We start from the raw sequence: 22,013 nt of genomic DNA on the forward strand, positions 1-22,013 counted from the left end.
GGGCTGAATCAGCTTTTCCTCAAGAGCAGTGGGAAGCTTCTTACACCTGAAAGCGAAACTCGGGAACTTTTCATACACGCCCGGGCTCAATAGCGGGTTGCCTATAAAGGAACATGTCGGGTATGTGCGGGGGCTCAAAATATCGGCTTCCCCATGTGTATTCGGTGAAAAAATTATTCACGTAGCCGGTCATGCCCGAGCTGCGTTTTTCGTGCGGGCCTAATGACTGTCCGCAGGAAACTTGCGTGGAGGGAGAGAACTTTTGCGAAAAGCCCGAGTCTATGTTTGCAAGCCTGCTCAATGGCCAATGCAGCGCTCCTTCAGGTTCAACGAGGAGTGTTCATGCTAACCCAGGAAGAGGATCAGCAGTTGGTCGAGCGCGTACAACGCGGCGACAAGCGAGCTTTTGATCTGCTCGTGCTGAAATATCAGCACAAAATTCTCGGGTTGATCGTGCGATTCGTGCACGACACCCATGAAGCGCAGGACGTTGCTCAAGAAGCCTTTATCAAGGCTTATCGTGCACTTGGTAATTTTCGCGGGGACAGCGCCTTTTATACGTGGCTGTACCGTATCGCTATTAACACGGCGAAAAACTATTTGGTGTCGCGCGGTCGGCGACCACCGGATAGCGATGTAAGGTCTGAAGATGCGGAGTTCTACGATGGCGACCACGGCCTCAAGGACATCGAGTCGCCAGAGCGTGCATTGTTGAGGGATGAGATCGAGGGCACTGTCCATCGAACTATCCAGTTACTTCCGGAAGATTTACGTACAGCCCTAACTTTACGTGAATTCGATGGTCTTAGTTACGAAGACATTGCCAGCGTCATGCAGTGTCCGGTGGGTACCGTGCGCTCTCGCATTTTCCGCGCTCGGGAAGCCATAGACAAAGCCCTGCAACCCCTGTTGCAGGACTCCTGAGACAGCGGCGATAGCCAAGAGAGGAACCGCCATGAGTCGTGAAGCCCTGCAGGAATCGCTGTCCGCGGTGATGGATAACGAAGCGGACGAATTGGAATTACGTCGGGTGTTGAATGCCTTTGACGATGCGGATACACGTGCCACATGGTCGCGTTATCAAGTTGCCCGTGCAGCCATGCACAAAGACTTGCTGCTGCCTCATCTGGATATTTCGGCTGCTGTTTCTGCCGCGATCGCCGATGAAGTCAGCCCGCTCAAGACAGCGCGTAGTCCTTGGCGTAATCTCGGTCGGTTAGCTGTCGCCGCGTCGGTAACTGTCGCTGTATTGGCCGGTGTACGTTTGTACAATCAGGACGATATCGTTGGCGCCAAATTGGCTCAGCAAGCAGCTCCGCAGACGAACCTGTCGGTACCGCAAGTAAAAGGTCCAGCAGTATTGGCTGGCTATAATGAAAGCTCCGAGCAGGCTCCGGGCCCAATGGCAAGCGGTGTGTTGCAAGGTCAGGCGGGCTGGCACGACCAGCGGTTGCCAGGCTATCTGCGTCAACATGCTCAGCAAGCTGCTTTAAAGGGCACTGAAAGCGCTCTACCCTATGCTCGTGCTGCCAGCCTGGAAAACCGCTAAGGAGGATCATGCGCGTCATCCCTCTATTTCCGCTTCTGCTCGCTGGATGGATGGTTCTTCCAGCGTATGCCGACGACGCGCAAGACATGCTCAAGCGTCTTGCGCAAGCTGAGCAAACACAAAGCTTCCAAGGTACTTTCGTTTACGAGCGTAACGGTAGTTTCTCTACCCATCGGATCTGGCATCGTGTTGTCGATGGTAAAGTCCGTGAGCATCTGCTCCAGCTGGATGGCTCTGCACAGGAAGTGCTACGCGTCGATGGGCTTACCCAGTGTGTCAGCGGCACGCTGGTATCGGGTGTCACCAATCTGCATGACTCATCGGCGCGAGCCCTTGATCCGAAAAAACTTTCAGCTTGGTATGACATAACTGTTGTCGGGAAATCGCGGGTGGCGGGTCGTAATGCGATCATTGTTTCGATGACGCCTCGTGATCAGCACCGTTATGGCATCGAGTTGCACCTGGACAGCGAAACAGCATTGCCTTTGAAGTCGTTGCTGTTGAGCGACAAGGGTCAGTTGCTTGAGCGTTTCCAGTTTACCGAGCTAGATACTCGGGACGTCCCAACTGATCAGATGCTTGAGGCCAGTTCCGATTGCAAGCCGGTACAGATCGCCAAGGCCAATGATGACGTGTCCAATGTTCCGTCTGCATGGCGTTCGGACTGGTTGCCTGATGGCTTTGAGTTGAGCAGCAGCGCAGTGCGCAAGGATTCTGTCACGAAGGCTCTGGTGACCAGCTTGATGTATGACGATGGTCTTGCCCGATTCTCGGTTTTTATCGAGCCATTGGACGGTGCTGTTGTTGCTGACATTCGTACTCAGCTCGGTCCGACTGTCGCAGTATCGCGGCGGGTGACAACGCCTGCCGGAGATGCGATGGTCACCGTGGTGGGAGAGATACCAATAGGCACTGCGGAGCGGATTGCGCTGTCAATGCGCAATACTGATGGTCAGGTCAAGCAGGTGACTAAGTGAATGGCTGGGTAAGTGCCTGAGGCGAGGCGCTCTGATTTCGGGCTGTTTTATCGACAAGGCGAGCCTATGCTTGTCTTGTGGTGGAGATGCTGAAATGTTTAGTTATCTTTCCTGCTTGCAAAAAACTTCGATTTTCTCTAAAGGTCATTGCTTCGCAGCTCTGGCCTTTGTCGTGTCTGGGCAAAAAATGGCTGAGAAGGGCGCAGCAGTTACTTTGTGATGCACACATGCTCCTCGGGCCCGTCGGCCCGTACTGTTTAACCATGCTCGTTGTGAACGGGAGCCGTATGTTGATACCACGCTTGAAGTCTTACCTGTCATTTGTTGCCGCAGTCCTGATACTGGGTCAGATGGCCGCCGCGCAGGCGGAGGCTTTGCCTGACTTCACTGATCTCGTCGTGCAGGCCTCGCCCGCAGTGGTGAACATCAGTACTCGCCAGAAAATGCCTGCGCGCGCTGCCGCAGACGCTCAGATGCCGGACCTGGAAGGGCTGCCACCGCAGCTTCGCGAGTTCTTTGAGCGCAACATGCCTAAGGGGCAGCGCTCGCCCAAAGGTGATCGTCAGCGCGAAATTCAGTCTTTGGGTTCCGGCTTTATTATTTCTGCCGACGGCTATGTGTTGACCAACAACCATGTCATCGAAGGCGCAGATGAAATTCTCGTGCGTCTTTCTGATCGCAGTGAGTCGAAGGCCAAACTGATTGGCACTGATCCGCGCACTGATGTTGCGGTCCTGAAGATCGAAGGCAAAGACTTGCCGGTCGTCAAGATTGGCAATTCTGACAAGCTGAAAGTCGGTGAATGGGTATTGGCCATTGGTTCTCCGTTTGGCTTTGATCACTCGGTGACTAAAGGTATCGTCAGCGCCAAGGGTCGCAGCCTACCGAACGATACCTATGTGCCGTTCATTCAGACCGACGTGGCGATCAATCCGGGTAACTCCGGCGGTCCGTTGTTCAACATGGCAGGTGAAGTGGTCGGGATGAACTCCCAGATATTTACCCGCTCTGGTGGCTTTATGGGTCTGTCTTTTGCCATTCCAATCGACGTCGCGATGGATGTGGCTAACCAGTTGAAAGCGGGCGGAAAAGTCAGTCGCGGCTGGCTGGGCGTGGTGATTCAGGAGGTCAACAAAGACCTGGCTGAATCCTTCGGTCTGGACAAACCTGCCGGTGCGTTGGTGGCTCAGGTGCTGGAAGATGGTCCGGCCGCTAAAGGCGGCGTGCAAGTGGGTGACGTCATCCTCAGTGCCAATGGGCAGCCGATTGTAATGTCTGCGGACTTGCCTCACCTGGTCGGCAATATGAAGGATGGCAGCAAGGCCGACCTGGAAGTAATCCGTGACGGCAAACGCAAAACCTTGACCGTGACCATTGGCGCGCTGCCCGAGGAGGGTCAGGAAATGGGCGCTCTGGATTCCGGCGTCGAGCGCAGCAGTAATCGTCTCGGTGTGTCGGTCGTCGAGTTGACTGCTGAACAGAAGAAAACCTTCGACCTCAAGGGCGGTGTGGTTATCAAGGAAGTGCTGGACGGTCCTGCGGCCTTGATCGGCTTGCAGCCGGGCGATGTGATCACTCACCTGAACAATCAGGCGATCACCTCGGCCACGAACTTCACTGAAGTTGCCAAAAGCCTGCCGAAAAATCGCTCGGTGTCCATGCGCGTTCTGCGTCAGGGTCGAGCAAGCTTCATTACCTTCAAGCTGACTGAATAACAGGTTGGTGAGATGAAAAGGGCGGTGATTACCGCCCTTTTTTACGCCTGTCGTCCAGAGAATACGCTTACTGACCGCTGGTGTGGCGTGTGAACGTGACGCTTGAGTCTTCCATCAGGTACAATTCCCGGCTATTTTTCGGCGGGCAATCTGCCTGCAACCTTTTTGAGTGATGATCCGTGAGTGATTTGAGTCATATCCGTAATTTCTCCATCATCGCCCACATTGACCATGGCAAGTCGACGCTGGCCGACCGTTTCATTCAGATGTGCGGTGGCTTGTCTGAGCGCGAGATGGAAGCTCAAGTCCTCGATTCCATGGATCTTGAACGCGAACGCGGCATCACCATCAAGGCCCACAGCGTTACCCTGTATTACAAGGCGCTGGACGGCAAGACCTACCAACTGAACTTCATCGATACCCCGGGCCACGTCGACTTCACCTATGAAGTCAGCCGTTCCTTGGCCGCCTGCGAAGGCGCGCTGCTGGTAGTCGATGCGGGTCAAGGGGTCGAAGCTCAGTCCGTCGCCAACTGCTACACCGCTATCGAGCAGGGCCTTGAGGTCATGCCGGTACTGAACAAGATCGACTTGCCGCAGGCCGACCCGGACCGCGTCAAGGAAGAGATCGAGAAGATTATCGGCATCGATGCCACCGACGCGGTTGCCTGCTCAGCCAAGACCGGCGTGGGCGTCGATGAAGTGCTTGAGCGTCTGGTTCACACCATTCCCGCGCCGACCGGCAATATCGAAGACCCGCTGCAAGCGTTGATCATCGATTCCTGGTTCGACAACTACCTGGGCGTCGTCTCGCTGGTGCGTGTACGCCACGGCCGTGTGCGCAAGGGCGACAAGATTCTGGTCAAATCCACCGGCAAGATGCACCTGGTGGACAGCGTGGGTGTTTTTTCCCCCAAACATACGCAGACCGTTGACCTGAAAGCAGGCGAAGTAGGCTTCATCATCGCGGGCATCAAAGACATTCACGGCGCCCCCGTCGGTGACACCCTGACCCTGAGCTCCACGCCCGATGTGGACGTGCTGCCGGGCTTCAAGCGTGTACAGCCGCAGGTGTATGCCGGTTTGTTCCCGGTCAGTTCGGATGACTTCGAAGACTTCCGCGATGCGCTGCAAAAACTGACGCTCAACGACTCGTCCCTGCAATACTCGCCAGAAAGCTCCGACGCACTGGGTTTCGGCTTCCGTTGCGGATTCCTGGGCATGCTCCACATGGAGATCATCCAGGAGCGTCTGGAACGCGAGTACGACCTGGACCTGATCACCACGGCGCCAACGGTAATTTTTGAATTACTGTTGAAAAACGGTGAAACGATTCTCGTCGACAACCCGTCCAAGCTTCCTGATCAGTCCGTGATCGAAGATATGCGCGAACCGATCGTGCGGGCTAATATTCTTGTGCCGCAAGAGCACCTTGGCAACGTCATTACACTGTGCATCGAAAAACGTGGTGTGCAGCATGACATGTTGTTCCTGGGAACTCAGGTACAGCTGACCTATGATCTGCCGATGAATGAAGTGGTCCTGGACTTCTTCGACCGTCTCAAGTCGGTGAGCCGTGGTTATGCGTCTCTGGACTATCATTTCAACCGTTATCAGTCAGCAAATCTGGTCAAGCTCGATGTATTGATCAACGGTGAAAAAGTCGACGCTCTGGCGTTGATCGTGCATCGTGATACGGCGAACTCCAAAGGTCGCGCGTTGACCGAAAAGATGAAAGAACTGATCCCGCGGCAGATGTTCGACGTGGCAATCCAGGCCGCCATTGGCGGTCAGGTTATCGCGCGTACATCCGTCAAGGCGCTCAGAAAGAACGTACTGGCCAAATGTTACGGCGGTGACGCCAGCCGTAAGCGTAAACTGCTCGAGAAGCAAAAGGCCGGTAAAAAACGCATGAAGCAAGTGGGCAATGTGGAAATTCCACAGGAAGCCTTCCTTGCAGTGCTCAGGTTGGATAGTTAGGTCCTATGTCACTAAATTTCCCGCTATTGTTGGTCATCGCTGTCGTGGTCTGCGGCTCACTTGCGTTGCTCGACCTGCTCATTCTGGCACCACGCCGGCGGACAGCCATCACGACTTATCAGGGCAGCGTCAGCCAGCCGGATGTCGCGGTCCTGGAGCGCCTGGACAAAGAACCTTTGCTGGTTGAATACGGCAAATCGTTCTTTCCCGTGCTGTTCATCGTGCTGGTATTGCGCTCATTTCTGGTCGAGCCCTTCCAGATCCCTTCGGGGTCGATGAAGCCAACGCTGGATGTGGGTGATTTTATCCTGGTGAACAAGTTCGCCTACGGTATTCGCCTGCCGGTCCTGGATCAAAAAGTGATCCAGATCGGTGATCCACAGCGCGGCGATGTCATGGTGTTCCGCTACCCAAGTGACCCAAGCGTCAACTACATCAAGCGTGTGATTGGCTTGCCGGGTGATCAGATCCGTTACACCAGCGACAAGCGTCTGTTCCTCAATGGGGAGTTGGTGGCCAAGCAATTGATCGGCGCCGAGCCGGGGACCTTGGGCAGTGCGGAGCTGTATCAAGAGCACCTGGGTACAGTCGAACACCAGATTCGCCAGGAAATGAGCCGCTACCGTGCGCCACCAGACCATGAATGGACCGTGCCAGCCGGGCACTACTTCATGATGGGTGACAACCGGGATAACTCGAACGACAGCCGTTTTTGGGATGATCCAAACATTCCCAAGGATGAGTTGGGCATGGTTCCCGACAAGAATATCGTGGGTAAAGCCTTCGCTGTCTGGATGAGCTGGCCTGAGCCGAAGCTGAGCCACTTCCCTAACTTCTCGCGGGTTGGGCTGATCAAGTAGCCAATGCGGCGCTGTACTCAACAGCGCCGTATGTCATTTGGGCTGCGTTGAAACGGTGGCAATGGACACAAACCTTGCCAGCACCATGGAACAGCTACGCTTGAGGTCACACATGACATCTGCCGGCTCACAAAAAGGCTTGTCGTTCGTGGGGTGGTTGCTGGCTTTGGCTCTGATCGCTTTTGCGGCAACCTCGGCCTTAAAACTGATTCCGCATTACCTCGACTATATGTCGATGAAGAAAATCATTAGCTCGGTCGAAACCGACAAAACGCTGGAAATTACGACGATCAGCGATTTTTACAGTCATGTCAGCAAAGGCATGCAGGTCAACAGCATTCGGGATTTGGATTTGAACAAGGCGTTAAGTGTGACGGTGGAGAACAACCAGTTCCTCGCCCATTTGAAATACGAAAAACGTGAGCCACTGATCCAGAACATCGATCTGGTGGTCAAGTTCGACCACGAATTCAGCGTGGGTAAACCGTGAGCGTTTCCTTGAGTCGCCTGGAGCGTCAGCTCGGCTATACCTTCAAAGATCAGGAACTGATGATCCTGGCCCTGACTCACCGCAGTTTTGCCGGGCGCAACAATGAACGCCTGGAATTCCTCGGTGATGCCATTCTGAACTTCGTCGCCGGTGAAGCCTTGTTCGATCGCTTCCCTCTGGCGCGCGAAGGTCAGTTGTCGCGCTTGCGGGCACGATTGGTGAAAGGCGAGACGCTGGCCCTTCTGGCCCGTGGCTTCGACTTGGGCGAGTACCTGCGCCTGGGCTCCGGCGAATTGAAAAGCGGTGGTTTTCGTCGCGAATCGATTCTTGCCGATGCCCTGGAAGCGCTGATCGGTGCGATCTACCTGGATGCTGGCATGGACATGGCGCGTGAGCGCGTACTGGCCTGGCTGACCACCGAGTTCGACAGCCTGACCCTGGTCGATACCAACAAAGATCCTAAAACCCGGCTGCAGGAGTTTCTCCAGTCGCGTGCCTGTGACCTGCCGCGTTACGAAGTGGTGGATATTCAGGGCGAGCCGCACTGCCGGACATTTTTTGTCGAGTGCGAGATAAACTTATTGAATGAAAAAAGCCGGGGTCAGGGTGTCAGCCGTCGTATTGCCGAACAGGTAGCAGCGGCCGCAGCACTCATTGCCCTTGGCGTGGAGAACGGTCATGACTGATTCAACTGCAACACGCTGTGGCTATGTTGCCATTGTTGGCCGGCCCAACGTGGGCAAGTCCACGCTGCTGAACCACATCCTCGGACAAAAACTGGCGATCACGTCGCGTAAGCCGCAGACCACCCGGCACAACATGCTCGGTATCAAGACCGAAGGCACGGTACAGGCGGTCTACGTCGATACCCCAGGCATGCACAAAAACGGCGAGAAAGCGCTGAACCGTTACATGAACAAAACCGCTTCGGCCGCGTTGAAAGACGTCGATGTGGTGATTTTCGTTGTCGACCGTACCCGTTGGACCGATGAAGACCAGATGGTGCTCGAGCGCGTGCAATACGTGCAGGGTCCGGTGATTCTTGCGATCAACAAAACCGACCGCCTCGAAGACAAAGCCGCATTGATGCCGCATCTGGAATGGCTGCAAGGCCAACTGCCGAACGCGCAGATCGTGCCAATTTCTGCTCAGCAGGGTCATAACCTTGAAGCGCTGGAAGGTCTGATCGCTGCCCATTTGCCGGAAAACGATCACTTTTTCCCGGAAGATCAAATCACCGACCGCAGCAGCCGTTTCCTGGCCGCCGAGCTGGTCCGCGAGAAGATCATGCGTCAGCTCGGTGCCGAGTTGCCGTACCAGATCACCGTGGAAATCGAAGAGTTCAAGCAGCAGGGCAAAACCTTGCACATCCACGCGCTGATTCTTGTCGAGCGTGACGGTCAGAAGAAAATCATCATTGGCGACAAGGGTGAGCGGATCAAGCGTATCGGCACGGATGCACGCCGGGACATGGAGCTGCTGTTCGACTCCAAGGTCATGCTCAACCTGTGGGTCAAGGTCAAAGGCGGCTGGTCCGATGACGAACGCGCCCTGCGCTCGTTGGGTTACGGCGACCTGTAAGCCTCGCAGCCAGGTGACAGGTCGCCTTGTCGACCGATCACCTGGTCTGGTTATACCCCTCATATTGCTGCGATCTGCGAGCCTGCCTGAACGATGAGCACGCCCACCGGCCAACTTGCTTATGTGCTGCACAGCCGGGCGTACCGCGAAAGCAGCGCATTGGTCGATTTCCTTACCCCGCAAGGCCGATTGCGCGCTGTATTACGTAGCGCTCGCGGCAAGGCTGGCACCCTGGCACGTCCCTTTGTGCCGCTTGAAGTCGAGTTTCGCGGGCGCGGCGAACTGAAAAACGTCGGGCGCCTGGAAAGCGCAGGCCTTTCCACCTGGCTGATTGGCGAAGCGTTGTTCAGCGGTCTTTACCTGAATGAGCTACTGATCCGCCTGCTGCCTGCCGAAGACCCTCACCCTGCTGTTTTCGATCACTACGCCGCCACCTTGCTGGCACTGGCGGAAGGTCGGCCGCTTGAACCGCTGTTGCGCTCCTTTGAATGGCGGCTGCTCGATGATCTGGGCTATGGTTTTGCGCTGGACACCGATATCAACGGTGAACCGCTGGAAGCCGACGGCCTGTATCGCTTGCAAGTGGATGCTGGGCTGGAACGAGTATGGTTGTTGCAACCGGGGCTGTTTCAGGGGGCCGAGTTGATGGCCATGGCTGAAGCCGACTGGAGTGCCACGGGTGCTTTGGCGGCAGCCAAGCGGTTGATGCGCCAGGCGTTGGCCGTGCACTTGGGCGGGCGCCCGTTAGTCAGCCGTGAACTGTTTCGCAAGCCGTGAGCAAGCTTTATGCTGCTGCGGTCTGTTTTGATCAAATTTCTAGGAGACATCCGTGACCCATAGCACCCGCATTCTTCTTGGCGTGAACATCGACCATGTCGCCACCCTGCGTCAGGCCCGTGGCACCCGCTATCCGGACCCGGTGAAAGCAGCGTTGGATGCCGAAGAGGCGGGTGCCGATGGCATCACCGTGCACTTGCGCGAAGATCGTCGGCATATTCAGGAACGCGACGTACTGTTGCTCAAGGATGTGCTGCAAACGCGAATGAACTTTGAAATGGGCGTCACCGAAGAGATGCTCGCGTTCGCCGAGCGTCTGCGTCCGGCACATATCTGTCTGGTCCCGGAAACACGGCAGGAACTGACCACCGAGGGCGGTCTGGACGTTGCCGGTCAGGAAGCGCGGATCAAGGCTGCGGTGGACCGTCTGGCGAAAGTCGGCTGTGAAGTATCGCTGTTCATCGATCCTGATGAGCGGCAGATAGCGGCATCGAAACGCATAGGTGCGCCCGCCATCGAGCTGCACACAGGCCGTTACGCCGACGCGCAAACACCGAGTGAAGTCGCGGAAGAATTGAAACGCATCGCTGACGGTGTGGCGTTTGGCCTGGCCCAAGGCTTGATCGTCAATGCCGGTCATGGCTTGCACTACCACAACGTTGAAGCCGTCGCGGCGATCAAGGGTATCAACGAACTGAACATCGGCCACGCGCTGGTGGCGCATGCGCTGTTCGTCGGCTTCAAGTCCGCCGTGGCTGAAATGAAGGCATTGATTCTGGCAGCGGCTGCCAAGGGTTGATTCAAGCCTATCGCCAACAAGTTGGCTCCTACAGAAAATTGCGTTCCCCTGTAGGAGTCAACTTGTTGGCGAGCTTTTAAGGCTTGCGCGCCACGATCACTGCACGCATCGGTGCGGGCAAACCTTCCACCGTGCGACTGTGATCGGCTGGGTCTAGGTAGTCGCTCAATGACTGAAAGCGCATCCAGTCGGTGCCGCGCTGTTCTTCGACGCTGGTCGTGCTGACATCCACGCAGCGCACATCGACAAATCCGGCACGTCGCAGCCATAGCTCAAGGGCAGGCACTGACGGCAGGAACCAGACGTTGCGCATTTGTGCATAACGGTCTTCCGGCACCAGTACTTGCTGCACATCGCCTTCCACCACTAAGGTTTCCAGCACCAACTCTCCGCCTTTGACCAGGCAGTCTTTCAGCGCCAGCAAATGGTCGATGGGTGAGCGGCGGTGATAGAGCACGCCCATAGAAAATACCGTGTCGAAGCCTTCGAGATTGGCCGGCAGGTCCTCCAGGGCGAACGGCAGGTGCCAGGCGGGCAGGTCGGGCAGGTAACGCTGGATTGCCTGGAACTGACAGAAGAACAGCCAATTCGGGTCAACGCCGATTACGCTGTCAGCACCCGCGCCGAGCATGCGCCATTGGTAATAGCCATTGCCGCAACCGACATCCAGTACGCGTTTGCCCTTTAAATCGAGATGCGGCGACACTCGCGACCATTTCCAGTCCGAGCGCCATTCGGTGTCGATATGCACACCAAATACATCGAATGGCCCTTTACGCCAAGGCGATAAGCCCATCAGCGCCTTGCGCAACTGCACCCGCGTTTCGGCATCGCAGTCGTTATCAAGGGTGAAGCTTTCGACCAGATCGATGCGTGTCGGCACCAATTCAGGCAGGGCCTCCAACGCACTCTGCCAGCGTTGCAAGTCGCCGTGACTCTTGGTCATTTTGGCATCGAGTTGTGCTTGCAGACCATTGGCCCATTCAGCCAGAGGGGTGCCCGCCAAGCGGCGGACCAGTGGAGCGAGATCAATCATGGCAGGGCAATCAACGAGGCAAAGTTAAGGCATTGAAACCATGGGACCACCTTGGAAAACCCGGCCGCCAACAGGCGATCACGATGTTCTTCGAGGCTGTCGGGCTTCATGACGTTTTCAATGGCGCTGCGCTTCTGGGAAATCTCCAGATCGCTGTAGCCATTGGCGCGCTTGAACGCGACGTGCAGATCAGTGAGCAGCGCGTGTTCCTGCTCATCGTCGAAACGCAGTTTTTCCGACAGGATCAGCGCGCCGCCCGGCACCAGCGCCTGGCGGATGCGGCTGAGCAGGGCGAGGCGCTGCTCGGGGGCGATGAATTGCAGGGTAAAGTTCAGCGCCACCACCGAAGCCGGCTGGAACTGCAGGGCGAGAATATCGCCGTCGATGACTTCAACCGGCAGCAACTCCTGGAACATTGAGTCTTGAGCTTTTAGGTATTCGCGGCAGCGTTCAACCATCGCGCTCGAGTTATCCACAGCGACCACGCGACAGCCTTCACTGCGCACGTGACGGCGTAACGATTGAGTCACGGCTCCGAGCGAACTGCCCAGGTCGTACAGCACGCTATGAGGTTGGGCAAATTGCGCCGCAAGTACGCCAAGGTTCTCGACAATAGTCGGGTAGCCCGGTACCGAACGTTTGATCATGTCCGGAAACACGCGCACCACGTCCTCGTTAAAGGCGAAGTCCGGCACTTGGGCCAGGGGCTGGGCGAAAATGCGGTCGGGTTCTTTGCTCACGGAGGTTCCAGCGGAGAGGGCGAAAAGGCCGGCATTTTAGCCAGTTTGCGCTCAGGATGCGATGTGTCCTGTCAGACGGGTCGCATCAGGGCCTTCGCGAATGTCGACGCTACCCTCAATTGACCGTGATCGAGCAATCAAAGGTCTGTACCGGCGCCACTTCAGGCGCCCAAGGCTGTTGATAGATCATCAACAGACGCCCATCCCCCGCGTTGGCGGCTTGATAGCGCCACACCGATTGCCCGGCGCTCCCCACAAGCCCGATCTCTTCCGGGTTGCTATAAACCTCCGGTCCCAAACTACGCAGCACGCCCGGCGCAGGGTTCTGCACCTTCCAGCGATAACCGGTAGTGGGTGTACTGGGCAGGGTCAGGATCAACGTTTGCCCGGCTTTCAGCGCCAGAGGGCATTCGCTTTGTTTTTCAAGAGAGACAATCTGCCGTGGTTGTTGCGCACAGGCAGCAAGCAGGGCAAGGCTCAGTGGGACGAGCAGGCGGGCAGCAGTCATGGAGGCTCCAGTCGTTTGCAACGAACAGGGAGCATAGCCCTTCTTGCCAATAAGTTGGCTACAGGGTTTGCGTCAACTGCCAGGCAAAAAAAACCGAACCAGTCGGTTTTTTTTGTTCAGACGATCAGCTCAAGAGCAGATAAGTCTTCGCGATAGCGACGCAGCTTCAGCTGCTTGCCAGCAACGCGGGTGTCTTTCAATTTGGTCAGCAGACGCTCGAGGCCATCTTCCGGCAGCTCGACCAGGCTGAAACTCCAGGTTATCGAATTACCTTTGACCGGGTTCGGGCTGGGCAGCAAGCTCCCCGGCTCGACATAAAGTGATACAGGGACTTGTCATGAACAAGGATGACCCAAAAGATCCTTTCAACCGCTTTCGGCTCTCTAATCGAAATCTTCCCAACGGTGGTGGCTCGTGGGCAGCCTGGAATAAACCCTCTGAGCCAGAGCGGATTTACATCGCCGAAGATCGATGGCCGGCCCCTAAGGAACGTACAGATCTGGTCTTTGCCAAGTCCTGCATTTCTGGCAAATGGTGCCGCACTAACGCCGGTACTGCCCCAGAGCCCACCTCCAACTTCGGCAACGTGATGGTGGCGGGTGCCATGCTTATTCCATCTGCCAGCACCGCTGTAGCGACGGCCCTCGGTGCCGATCTGGCGCTGGGTCGCATGGCCGGTGGTGGAATCATGCAGCAGGGGCTCAATTGGGCACTACGCGGGGCGGGCGGGCCTGCCAGCATTTTCATATTGGGGATGCTCCTGGCCAAAATGGGCGACGGCACACTCTACACCGACGACCAGTTGCGCAGTATGGCTCGCGCTCCCACGCGTGTGCGCTTCCAGTTTCGCCGTGATGCCGAGGGCGCGCTACAGGTCTACGGCATCCATACCGGCGCCTCGGGCGACGACACGGTACGCACGGTGCAGGCCACGTGGAACGCCGACAAAACCGCGATGGAGACCAAGCTCAACGGCATCACCATTCTCTGGACCCCGCGGCGCAGCGGACTGGTACAAATGCCGCCGCTGGTATATCCCGACAACAATGGCGGAAAATTAGGCACTATCCTGGTCCACCCGATCCCGGACGGCACAGACTCGCAGATTGAAGGCCTTCCCGGCGAAGACATCACCACCGATGACTTTATTCTGGTGTTTCCGGCGGATACGGGTCTGAACTCGTTGTATGTGGTGTTTTCAAAGCCTGCTGGCGGGGGTGATATCAAGTACCACAAGCCGCCATTGGTGTTACCTGCATTTCCAGATACCTTTCCTGTTAAATCTAAAAGCAGCGTTCAGGGTGGCGGAGGTAAGCGTAGCCGATGGAAAGACCGCAAGGACCGAATATACGAGTGGGATAGCCAGCACGGCGCAGTTGAAATGTACGATCCGCAGGGGAAACACCTTGGTGAATTCAACCCGGAAACGGGCGAACAAACCAAGCCAGCAAAACCCGGCAGAACCACACCAAAATAGGATATGAGGCCAATTATGTTTTTATGGATCAGTGGGTTTTTAAAAGGCGATGATGAGGACGACTCGTTGAAATACGACCTTACCATTCAGCCTGAGCATGAAGCCGCTGTAATGGGAATTCTTGGCTGGAAAAATCTAAATGAGAGCCCAGATGGGGAATGGTTGCTAACCAGCAAGCAAGTACAGCAGATAGCCGTAGCGATCAATGAGCAGTTGCCAGTGGGGCTAGACCTGTTCATCGGAGTACGGGCCTAGCCGTAGGTCCCATATTAATTCATGAGATTTATCGTAATCAGTGGCTTTTATCCCGAACCCAATCCGGACAATTCATTGCAGTACGAAAGAGCTGTACCGCAAGAGTTAGAGTCAGCAGTGCTCGCCGCAATGGGGTGGGCGTCCCTGACGGACGTGCCGATGGGCGAAAACGATCTAACGCAAGGTCAAGCCGTAGCGGTAATGGCGGCACTCAGTGACGTCATCAAAGATGAGTTGATGTATTGCATTGGACTTTACAGCTAGTGGACTGAGTGGCTAGTGCATTTGTCTTTCACCAAGAAAACAATAACCAATTTATTTTTATGGATAAAAAATACACCCCGCAGGACCCGCTTTAACCGGGAGGGCGGTAATCGCTGCCTGCCGCTACGGTCCCGTATTGGCTGCGCGACAGCGCGGGATCTCTCGACGATTTGTGTCAGGACCATATGTGAGACCAACCCCAGTCCTGGGGCCTGTGGTCGCAGGAATGCCTGCGAAATAGAAGGCCTCTTCGGCGAAGACATCACCACCGATGACTGTATTCTGGTGTTTCCGGCGGATACGGGTCTGAACTCGCTGTATTTGGTGTTTACTCGGCCTATTGGCGGGGACCACAGCTATCACCCTGCACCCAAATGGGCTGACAGCCTTTCCGGATGCAAGGGTTACGCCTCGTAAAACACCTATACAAGGCGGGGGAGGACTACGTAAAAGATGGAAAACTAGGGATGGCACTATATTTGAGTGGGACAGCCAGCATGGAGCTGTTGAAAAATACAACAAGCGCGGAAAACATCTTGGGGAGTTTGATCACGAAACAGGTGAGCAAACTAAAGATGCAGATAACAGACGAGAGGTAGAACCATGAAATATATCGTTGAAGCATTTGACAAAGAAAACGAATTTCTAGATTTTGAAATTGTGCTTCCGGATGGTTGCGAAGCTCAATTGGCGGAGATAATGAACTGGACATCACCACAGCGAGGCGATGAGGGGTACAACCTTAGTGATACGCAGCTATTGAGCATTGAGCTATTAGCGAGTAAACGTTTTTACGACGCAAACCATATATTCCAACTCACCTGCAATGTGAACTGATAGGTTGCCCTTATGCATCACAGGGTTTTTTGCGAACGACAGCGACGATACTTCGCTGAAATATGAGCTAGAGGTGCCGCCTCAGTTTGAGCCAGCGGTACAGTTGCTCCTACAGGAGGGCGATTCTCTGTAGGAGATGCCGCCCCGTCTGCGACGCCGCGCTGTCGCGCAGCAAACTCGGCCTCTAATGTAGGAGCTGCCGAAGGCTGCGATAAGGTCGGCACGACCTTCAGCGATCTCAAGAAAACGACCGGTTCCGTCGGACGCGACCCCGGGGCGATCGCAGCCTTCGGCAGCTCCTACGAATCTGCGTTTGGCTGAAAATATAACGACATTTATGCTTTATTTTTCAATTGGTTATCTGTTGTTTGATAGGAGCCAACGTGAACTGGCGAAGGGTTTGACGCGATCGCTTAGAACAACACCTTCGCTACATCGGCAAAGCGTTTGGCGAAGTGCACGGTGATGCCTTCCTTGAGGTAGTCGGGCAGCTCTTCGAAGTTGCCACGGTTCGGTTCGGGCAGGATCAACTCTTGGATTTTCTGCCGCCGCGCCGCGATGACTTTCTCCCTTACGCCGCCAATCGGCAGTACATGGCCGGTCAGCGTCAGTTCGCCGGTCATGGCCACGCCTTTTTTCGGCGCCTGGTTGCGGGCCAGGGACAGCAAAGCGCTGGCCATGGTCACCCCGGCACTTGGGCCGTCTTTCGGTGTGGCGCCTTCGGGCACGTGCAAGTGCACAAAAGCTTCGTCGAAGAAGCGCGGATCGCCACCGAATTGCGCGAGGTTCGCGCTGATGTAGCTGTAGGCGATTTCCGCCGACTCTTTCATCACGTCCCCCAGTTGCCCGGTGAGTTTGAAGCCGCGGTTAAGCGTGTGGATCCGGGTTGCTTCGATCGGCAATGTGGCGCCGCCCATGCTGGTCCACGCCAGACCTGTGATCACGCCGGTGCCAGACAGCACTTGCTCGTTACGAAATACCGGCATGCCCAGCGAGGCTTCCAGGTCTTTGGGCGCGATCTTGATCACGGCCTTTGGGTCATCCAGCAGCTTGACCACAGACTTGCGCACTAGCTTGCCCAGTTGTTTCTCCAACTGTCGGACCCCGGCTTCACGGGCGTAACCGTCAATGACTGCACGTAACGCGTTGTCAGTGATGGACAGGCTGGCCTTTGACACACCAGCTTTCTCTAGCTGCTTAGGCCACAAATGGCGTTTGGCGATGGCGACTTTTTCTTCGGTGATGTAACCAGATAGGCGAATCACTTCCATTCGGTCGAGCAACGGACCGGGGATTGAATCCAGGGTGTTGGCGGTGCAGATGAACAGGACTTTCGACAGGTCCAGACGCAGGTCCAGGTAGTGATCGAGGAATTCCACGTTCTGCTCTGGATCAAGGGTTTCCAGCAGCGCCGAGGCCGGATCGCCCTGATAGCTCTGACCCATCTTGTCGATCTCGTCGAGCATGATCACGGGGTTCATCACTTCGACATCTTTGAGCGCCTGGACCAGCTTGCCCGGTTGCGCGCCGATGTACGTGCGACGGTGGCCCTTGATCTCTGCCTCGTCGCGCATACCGCCGACGCTGAACCGATAGAACGGCCGACCCAGGGATTCGGCAATCGAACGGCCTACGCTGGTTTTGCCTACGCCCGGCGGCCCGACCAGCAAGACGATGGAGCCGCTGATCTGGCCCTTGTAAGCGCCGACTGCGAGGAATTCGAGGATCCGGCTCTTGATGTCATCCAGTCCGGCATGATGCTGATCGAGCACCTTGCGCGCGTGCTTCAGGTCGAGCTTGTCCTTGCCGTAAACGCCCCACGGCACCGAACTGGCCCAATCCAGATAGTTACGCGTCACCGCGTATTCCGGTGAGCCGGTTTCCAGTATCGAGAGCTTGTTAATTTCCTCGTCGATCCGCTTGCGTGCCTGAGGCGGCAGGGTTTTGCCTTCCAGGCGCTGCTCAAACTGCTCGATATCGGCGCTGCGATCGTCCTTGCTCAAGCCCAGCTCTTGCTGGATCACTTTGAGCTGTTCCTTGAGGAAAAACTCGCGCTGGTGCTCACCGATCTTACGGTTCACTTCAGCGGAGATTTCTTTCTGCAAGCGTGCGACTTCGACTTCCTTGCGCAGCATTGGCAGGACTTTTTCCATGCGCTTGAGCATGGGCACGCAATCGAGCACTTCTTGCAGTTCGACGCCGGTCGCCGAGGTCAGCGCGGCCGCGAAATCGGTAAGCGGCGATGGATCGTTGGGGCTGAAGCGGTTCAGATAGTTTTTCAGCTCTTCGCTGTACAGCGGGTTGAGCGGCAGCAGTTCCTTGATCGCATTGATCAGGGCCATGCCGTAGGCCTTGACCTCATCGGTCGCCTCTACGGGCTGGTGCGGGTATTCGACTTCCACCAGATACGGTGGGCGATGATGTTTGAGCCAGGTGCGAATGCGCACCCGACTGAGGCCCTGGGCCACGAATTGCAGTTTGCCGTTCTCGCGACTGGCGTGGTGGATCTTTACCAGCGTGCCATATTCAGGCAGCGCATTGGTATCGAAATGGCGGGGGTCGTCGGGGGGCGTGTCCATGAAAAACAACGCCAGGGAATGATGGTCCGACTTGCTGACCAAATCCAGGGTCTCGGCCCAGGGGTCTTCGTTGACAATCACCGGCAGCACTTGCGCCGGGAAGAAAGGGCGGTTGTGGATCGGGATGATGTAGACCTTGTCCGGGAGATTTTGCCCCGGAAGGGCCAGGCTGGTGCTGGTCGACGTCAGGTTTACTTCGTGCTCGGCATTAACGTCATCTGACAAATTCTGTGAGTCTGCTTGCTGGTCGCTCATGGGGCACCTGCACAATTGAACATGCTGGTTAGATGGGGCGGAGCACCAGTGGTTTCAATGGCAAGGGCAAATAGATTCGGTCGAGTATAGGTTGCCGTGCAATAGGCCGAGCGTTTTTTATGGGGATCAATGGCGCGATGGCAAAAAGCCTCTTTTGATACGTGATCTTCTCCCTGCCGCCCGCTAATCGGGGTAGGCTGCATATTGCCAAGGCTGGCGCACTTTAACCGGCTCTACCGTTACAAGTGGGAGACAGGTATGTCTAACGTTCTACCTTCGGCTGTTCTAGCGAGTGTTCTTGCGGGGCTGTCGGTATTTTTCAGTGTGTGGGCGTCGGCGGCAACGCTTGACGCCGTCATCGTCGACCAACAGGGCAAACCGTTGGACGATGCGGTGCTGACCCTGCAAGGGCCCTTGGGTAAGCCAGTTGTCGCACCCAAAGCAGATATGGACCAGCGTGACAAACAGTTTGCGCCGTATGTGTTGGCAGTCCATACCGGTACCCAGATTGCTTTTCCCAACAGCGATAACATTCGCCATCAGGTCTACTCTTTCTCCCCCGCTAAACGCTTTGAATTGCGTTTATACGGAGGCACCCCCTCGCAGCCGGTGCTGTTCGACAAGCCAGGCGTGGTGGTGCTCGGGTGCAATATCCATGACTGGATGCTGGGTTACGTCTACGTCACTGATGACCCGTGGTTCGCCGTCAGCGATGACGACGGCAGCCTCAAACTCGACCAATTGCCCGCAGGGCGCTACAGAGTGACTCTGTGGCATCCGCAAACCATCGATATGCAGTCACAGTCCGGCGGTGAAATCGACGTGCAGGCCGCGGACATTCAACAGCGTTTCAGTCTGATCGTGCGGCCCAAAGCGCAGGAGATGCCTTCTCCGGTGCCCAGTGAGTTCGGCGAGACCTTCCATAAAGCCGCGTACGAATGAAGCTGCGCAGTAGTTTTCAGGCGCGTATCGCCTGCGTGCTGATCCTCCTGCCCCTTGTGGTGGTGGGCGCTGTATATTTTGCGGTTAAAGCTGCAACGAACGGCGCTGTACACACTCAGGCCGAGGAGCAATTGAAAGTCGGCACACGGGTGTTCGAGCGGCTGCTGGAAATTCGTGGTCGGCAGTTGCGTGACGGGGTGCAATTGCTGGCGGCGGATTTCGGCTTTCGCGATGCGGTGGCCAGCGGCGAATCTGCGACCATTCGTTCGGTGTTGCGCAATCATGGGGCGCGGATCAATGCCAGCGACATGTTCCTGCTGAGCATGGATGGCAAGGTCATAGCCAGCACCGTGGCCCAAGTGCCTGAAGGCAGTCAGTTCCGCTACGACAAAGCGCTGCGCGAGGTTCGGCGCAACAACCAAACGATGTTGATCGTCCCGGCGCAAGGCAAACCGCATCTTCTGGTGGAGAGCACCGTGTTGGCGCCGTTGCCGATCGGTCGTGTGGTCATGGGCTTTGCGATGGACAGTGATTTTGCCCAGGAGCTGCGTTCACTGAGTGGGCTGGAAGTGTCCTTTCTCGCGGTGGAAAATCAGCAGCCAGGGCAGATGGTCAGCACCCAGCCCGACTCGCTGTATGCCAGCCTGAATACGCTGATGCTCGACACCTCCCCAAGCCGGCATATCCAGATGACCGAACACCTGAGCGAGCGTTTCCTCAGCCAGTCATTGCTGTTGGTCAATACTGGGGATGCTCGCGACGGCCAAGTGGTTGCGTTGCTGCAAAGCCCGCTCGATCAGGCCATGCAGGCCTTTGCTCCGCTCGATGAAAAACTCTTCTGGATTGCCCTTGCCGCCTTGTTGGCCTCATTGGTGGGGGCGCTGCTGTTGGCGCGCAGCGTGTCATTGCCGGTACGTGCGTTGGCACAGGCGGCCGAGCGTATCGGCGAGGGTGACTATCAGACCTCTGTGGTGCTCAAACGCAGCGATGAACTGGGGGTGCTGGCCCGTGCGTTCAACTCGATGCAGAGCGGCATTGCCGAACGCGAGCAGCAATTGGCGCACAACGCGCTGCATGACGCCCTCACCGGGTTGCCTAACAGGGCGCTGGCAATGGAGCGTCTGGGCAGTGCGATTGCGGCTGAGCGCCCAGTGGCGCTGTTGTATCTGGGCATCGAGAACTTCCGGGCCATCAACGAAAGCTGCGGCGTTGAAGGTGTCGACCAGATGCTGCAACAGGCCGGTGAGCGGTTGCAGGCTGCGTTGCGTCCCGGCGATACCGTGGCTCGGCTGACCGCCAACGAATTTTTGCTGTTGCTGGAAAATACCGGCAGCGATGGGGCGGTAGCCATGGCCGACACGCTGCAACAGTTGTTGATCAAACCACAGAGGATTGGTAGTCACGAGATTACGCTGGACTGCTGCGTCGGCATCGCGGCGTACCCCACCGACGGCGATGTCCCGCAGGAGTTGCTCAATCGCGCCGCCATCGCTCGGCAAGATGCGGCGCAATTGCTCGGGCGTTTACAGATTTACCAGCAGGGCCGTGACGTGGCCCACCAGCGCCAGATCAGCCTGATTCGCGACCTGCGCCATGCGGCGGCCAATAATCAATTGGTCCTGCATTATCAGCCCAAGCTGGATATTCGCCAGCGTCGGGTACGTCAGGCCGAGGCACTGCTGCGTTGGCAGCACCCTCAGTTCGGACTGGTCTCGCCCCTGGAATTCATTGTATTGGCCGAGCGCACAGGCAGCATTCAATTGCTGACTAATTGGGTCATAGAAGAAACCATGCGCCAAATAGCCGAGTGGTCCGGGCGCGGAATGTATGTGCAGGTGTCGCTGAATATCTCTGCCGAAGACCTACTCAGCCATGATTTGGCTGATCGTGTGTCAGCGTTGCTCAAACAATACCGGGTACCTGCCGAACAATTGATCTTCGAGATCACCGAAAGCGCGGTCATGCGTGAGCCAGAACATGCGCTTCACGTCCTGCACCGTTTGTGTGAATGCGGGATCAGTCTGTCAATTGATGACTTTGGCACGGGCTATTCGTCGCTGGCGCATCTCAAGCGGATGCCGGTCAAGGAATTGAAGATCGACCAGTCGTTTGTGCGCGATCTTGATGAAACCAGTGAAGATGCAGTGATCGTGCGTTCCACCATCGAGATGAGCCATAACCTTGGCCTGAAAGTGGTCGCCGAAGGCGTCGAGTACGCGCACAGCCTGCGCCTGCTTGAGCGCTGGAAATGCGACACGGCGCAGGGTTATCTGATCAGCCGGCCATTGACGGCCGCCGAGTTTGAAGCCTGGATCGCCCAACCCCTTCCTTCCTACAGTCTGATGGGGCAGAGGTCCACAAAGGTCAACACGTGACCCGCAGTGATTTCAACG

22 protein-coding genes and 2 pseudogenes are annotated in these 22,013 nt (G+C 56.4%); 19 read left to right on the forward strand and 5 right to left on the reverse strand.

Going from position 1 to position 22,013, the window contains the following annotated elements:
• Positions 1-342 precede the first annotated feature (342 nt).
• The 11 genes from rpoE to pdxJ all read left to right on the forward strand — a co-directional run bounded on the left by rpoE (position 343) and on the right by pdxJ (position 10,727).
• On the forward strand, positions 343-924 hold the full coding sequence (gene rpoE / locus AC1ME2_RS18985) for an RNA polymerase sigma factor RpoE/AlgU (protein WP_219062107.1): 582 nt from the start codon (positions 343-345) through the stop codon (positions 922-924).
• A 31-nt stretch (positions 925-955) separates the two neighbouring features.
• The gene (locus AC1ME2_RS18990; RefSeq protein ID WP_480435883.1) at positions 956-1,549 is read left to right on the forward strand and encodes an anti sigma-E factor RseA C-terminal domain-containing protein; all 594 of its coding nucleotides are present in this window, start codon (positions 956-958) and stop codon (positions 1,547-1,549) included.
• Positions 1,550-1,557: 8 nt separating this feature from the next.
• Positions 1,558-2,526 carry a MucB/RseB C-terminal domain-containing protein gene (locus AC1ME2_RS18995; RefSeq protein ID WP_480435884.1) on the forward strand — a complete coding sequence of 323 codons (969 nt, stop codon included), beginning with the start codon at positions 1,558-1,560 and terminating at the stop codon, positions 2,524-2,526.
• Between the two features lie 350 nt (positions 2,527-2,876).
• Positions 2,877-4,241 (forward strand): DegQ family serine endoprotease, encoded by a 1,365-nt coding sequence (locus AC1ME2_RS19000; protein WP_480442215.1) that lies wholly within the window; start codon positions 2,877-2,879, stop codon positions 4,239-4,241.
• 179 nt (positions 4,242-4,420) lie between these two features.
• Positions 4,421-6,220 (forward strand): translation elongation factor 4, encoded by a 1,800-nt coding sequence (gene lepA / locus AC1ME2_RS19005; RefSeq protein ID WP_480435885.1) that lies wholly within the window; start codon positions 4,421-4,423, stop codon positions 6,218-6,220.
• 5 nt (positions 6,221-6,225) lie between these two features.
• Positions 6,226-7,080 carry a signal peptidase I gene (gene lepB, locus AC1ME2_RS19010; protein ID WP_480435886.1) on the forward strand — a complete coding sequence of 285 codons (855 nt, stop codon included), beginning with the start codon at positions 6,226-6,228 and terminating at the stop codon, positions 7,078-7,080.
• A gap of 112 nt (positions 7,081-7,192) precedes the next feature.
• The gene (locus AC1ME2_RS19015) at positions 7,193-7,570 is read left to right on the forward strand and encodes a DUF4845 domain-containing protein (RefSeq protein WP_480442217.1); all 378 of its coding nucleotides are present in this window, start codon (positions 7,193-7,195) and stop codon (positions 7,568-7,570) included.
• On the forward strand, positions 7,567-8,256 hold the full coding sequence (gene rnc, locus AC1ME2_RS19020) for a ribonuclease III (RefSeq protein WP_219062100.1): 690 nt from the start codon (positions 7,567-7,569) through the stop codon (positions 8,254-8,256). Before AC1ME2_RS19015 ends, rnc begins: the two co-directional genes overlap by 4 nt.
• Positions 8,249-9,151, forward strand: coding sequence for a GTPase Era (gene era / locus AC1ME2_RS19025; protein WP_219062099.1), 903 nt, complete (start codon positions 8,249-8,251; stop codon positions 9,149-9,151). The genes rnc and era overlap by 8 nt, the downstream gene beginning before the upstream one ends.
• A gap of 93 nt (positions 9,152-9,244) precedes the next feature.
• The gene (gene recO / locus AC1ME2_RS19030) at positions 9,245-9,928 is read left to right on the forward strand and encodes a DNA repair protein RecO (RefSeq protein ID WP_480435887.1); all 684 of its coding nucleotides are present in this window, start codon (positions 9,245-9,247) and stop codon (positions 9,926-9,928) included.
• Positions 9,929-9,980: 52 nt separating this feature from the next.
• A complete protein-coding gene (gene pdxJ, locus AC1ME2_RS19035) occupies positions 9,981-10,727 on the forward strand; it encodes a pyridoxine 5'-phosphate synthase (RefSeq protein ID WP_480435888.1) in 747 nt (248 codons plus the stop codon).
• A 76-nt stretch (positions 10,728-10,803) separates the two neighbouring features.
• Here the strand turns inward: pdxJ and cmoB are convergent, their stop codons facing one another.
• The 4 genes and pseudogenes from cmoB to AC1ME2_RS19055 all read right to left on the reverse strand — a co-directional run.
• The gene (cmoB, locus tag AC1ME2_RS19040; RefSeq protein WP_480435890.1) at positions 10,804-11,763 is read right to left on the reverse strand and encodes a tRNA 5-methoxyuridine(34)/uridine 5-oxyacetic acid(34) synthase CmoB; all 960 of its coding nucleotides are present in this window, start codon (positions 11,761-11,763) and stop codon (positions 10,804-10,806) included.
• The gene (cmoA, locus tag AC1ME2_RS19045; RefSeq protein ID WP_480435891.1) at positions 11,760-12,503 is read right to left on the reverse strand and encodes a carboxy-S-adenosyl-L-methionine synthase CmoA; all 744 of its coding nucleotides are present in this window, start codon (positions 12,501-12,503) and stop codon (positions 11,760-11,762) included. The genes cmoB and cmoA overlap by 4 nt, the downstream gene beginning before the upstream one ends.
• A gap of 115 nt (positions 12,504-12,618) precedes the next feature.
• A complete protein-coding gene (locus AC1ME2_RS19050; protein WP_480435893.1) occupies positions 12,619-13,011 on the reverse strand; it encodes a protease inhibitor I42 family protein in 393 nt (130 codons plus the stop codon).
• A 116-nt stretch (positions 13,012-13,127) separates the two neighbouring features.
• Positions 13,128-13,265, reverse strand: a pseudogene (locus AC1ME2_RS19055) (RNA-binding protein); the annotation flags it as partial.
• An 83-nt stretch (positions 13,266-13,348) separates the two neighbouring features.
• Here AC1ME2_RS19055 and AC1ME2_RS19060 point away from each other — a divergent pair.
• The 6 genes and pseudogenes from AC1ME2_RS19060 (at position 13,349) to AC1ME2_RS19085 (ending at position 15,977) form a co-directional block, all read left to right on the forward strand.
• Entirely contained in the window at positions 13,349-14,488 is a 1,140-nt protein-coding gene (locus AC1ME2_RS19060) for an S-type pyocin domain-containing protein (protein ID WP_480435894.1), read from the forward strand.
• Positions 14,489-14,503: 15 nt separating this feature from the next.
• Positions 14,504-14,743, forward strand: coding sequence for a pyocin S6 family toxin immunity protein (locus tag AC1ME2_RS19065; RefSeq protein WP_480435896.1), 240 nt, complete (start codon positions 14,504-14,506; stop codon positions 14,741-14,743).
• A 21-nt stretch (positions 14,744-14,764) separates the two neighbouring features.
• Entirely contained in the window at positions 14,765-15,007 is a 243-nt protein-coding gene (locus tag AC1ME2_RS19070; RefSeq protein WP_480435897.1) for a pyocin S6 family toxin immunity protein, read from the forward strand.
• 273 nt (positions 15,008-15,280) lie between these two features.
• Positions 15,281-15,614 (forward strand): annotated as a pseudogene (locus AC1ME2_RS19075) (colicin E3/pyocin S6 family cytotoxin); the annotation flags it as partial.
• Positions 15,611-15,844: a DUF7683 domain-containing protein gene (locus AC1ME2_RS19080; protein ID WP_480435898.1), complete on the forward strand. Its 234-nt coding sequence runs from the start codon at positions 15,611-15,613 to the stop codon at positions 15,842-15,844. The pseudogene AC1ME2_RS19075 and the gene AC1ME2_RS19080, both read left to right, overlap by 4 nt.
• A 4-nt stretch (positions 15,845-15,848) precedes the next feature.
• Positions 15,849-15,977, forward strand: coding sequence for a pyocin S6 family toxin immunity protein (locus AC1ME2_RS19085; protein WP_480435901.1), 129 nt, complete (start codon positions 15,849-15,851; stop codon positions 15,975-15,977).
• A gap of 280 nt (positions 15,978-16,257) precedes the next feature.
• Here the strand turns inward: AC1ME2_RS19085 and lon are convergent, their stop codons facing one another.
• Positions 16,258-18,648, reverse strand: coding sequence for an endopeptidase La (gene lon, locus AC1ME2_RS19090; protein WP_480442219.1), 2,391 nt, complete (start codon positions 18,646-18,648; stop codon positions 16,258-16,260).
• Positions 18,649-18,936: 288 nt separating this feature from the next.
• Between lon and AC1ME2_RS19095 the strand changes: the two genes are divergently transcribed.
• Complete coding sequence (locus AC1ME2_RS19095) at positions 18,937-19,620, forward strand: methylamine utilization protein (protein WP_480435903.1); 684 nt, start codon at positions 18,937-18,939, stop codon at positions 19,618-19,620.
• Positions 19,617-21,995, forward strand: a complete 2,379-nt coding sequence (locus tag AC1ME2_RS19100) for a bifunctional diguanylate cyclase/phosphodiesterase (protein ID WP_480435904.1) — start codon at positions 19,617-19,619, stop codon at positions 21,993-21,995. The genes AC1ME2_RS19095 and AC1ME2_RS19100 overlap by 4 nt, the downstream gene beginning before the upstream one ends.
• Positions 21,996-22,013: the final 18 nt, after the last annotated feature.

This window comes from Pseudomonas sp. ASL9 (assembly GCF_056680335.1).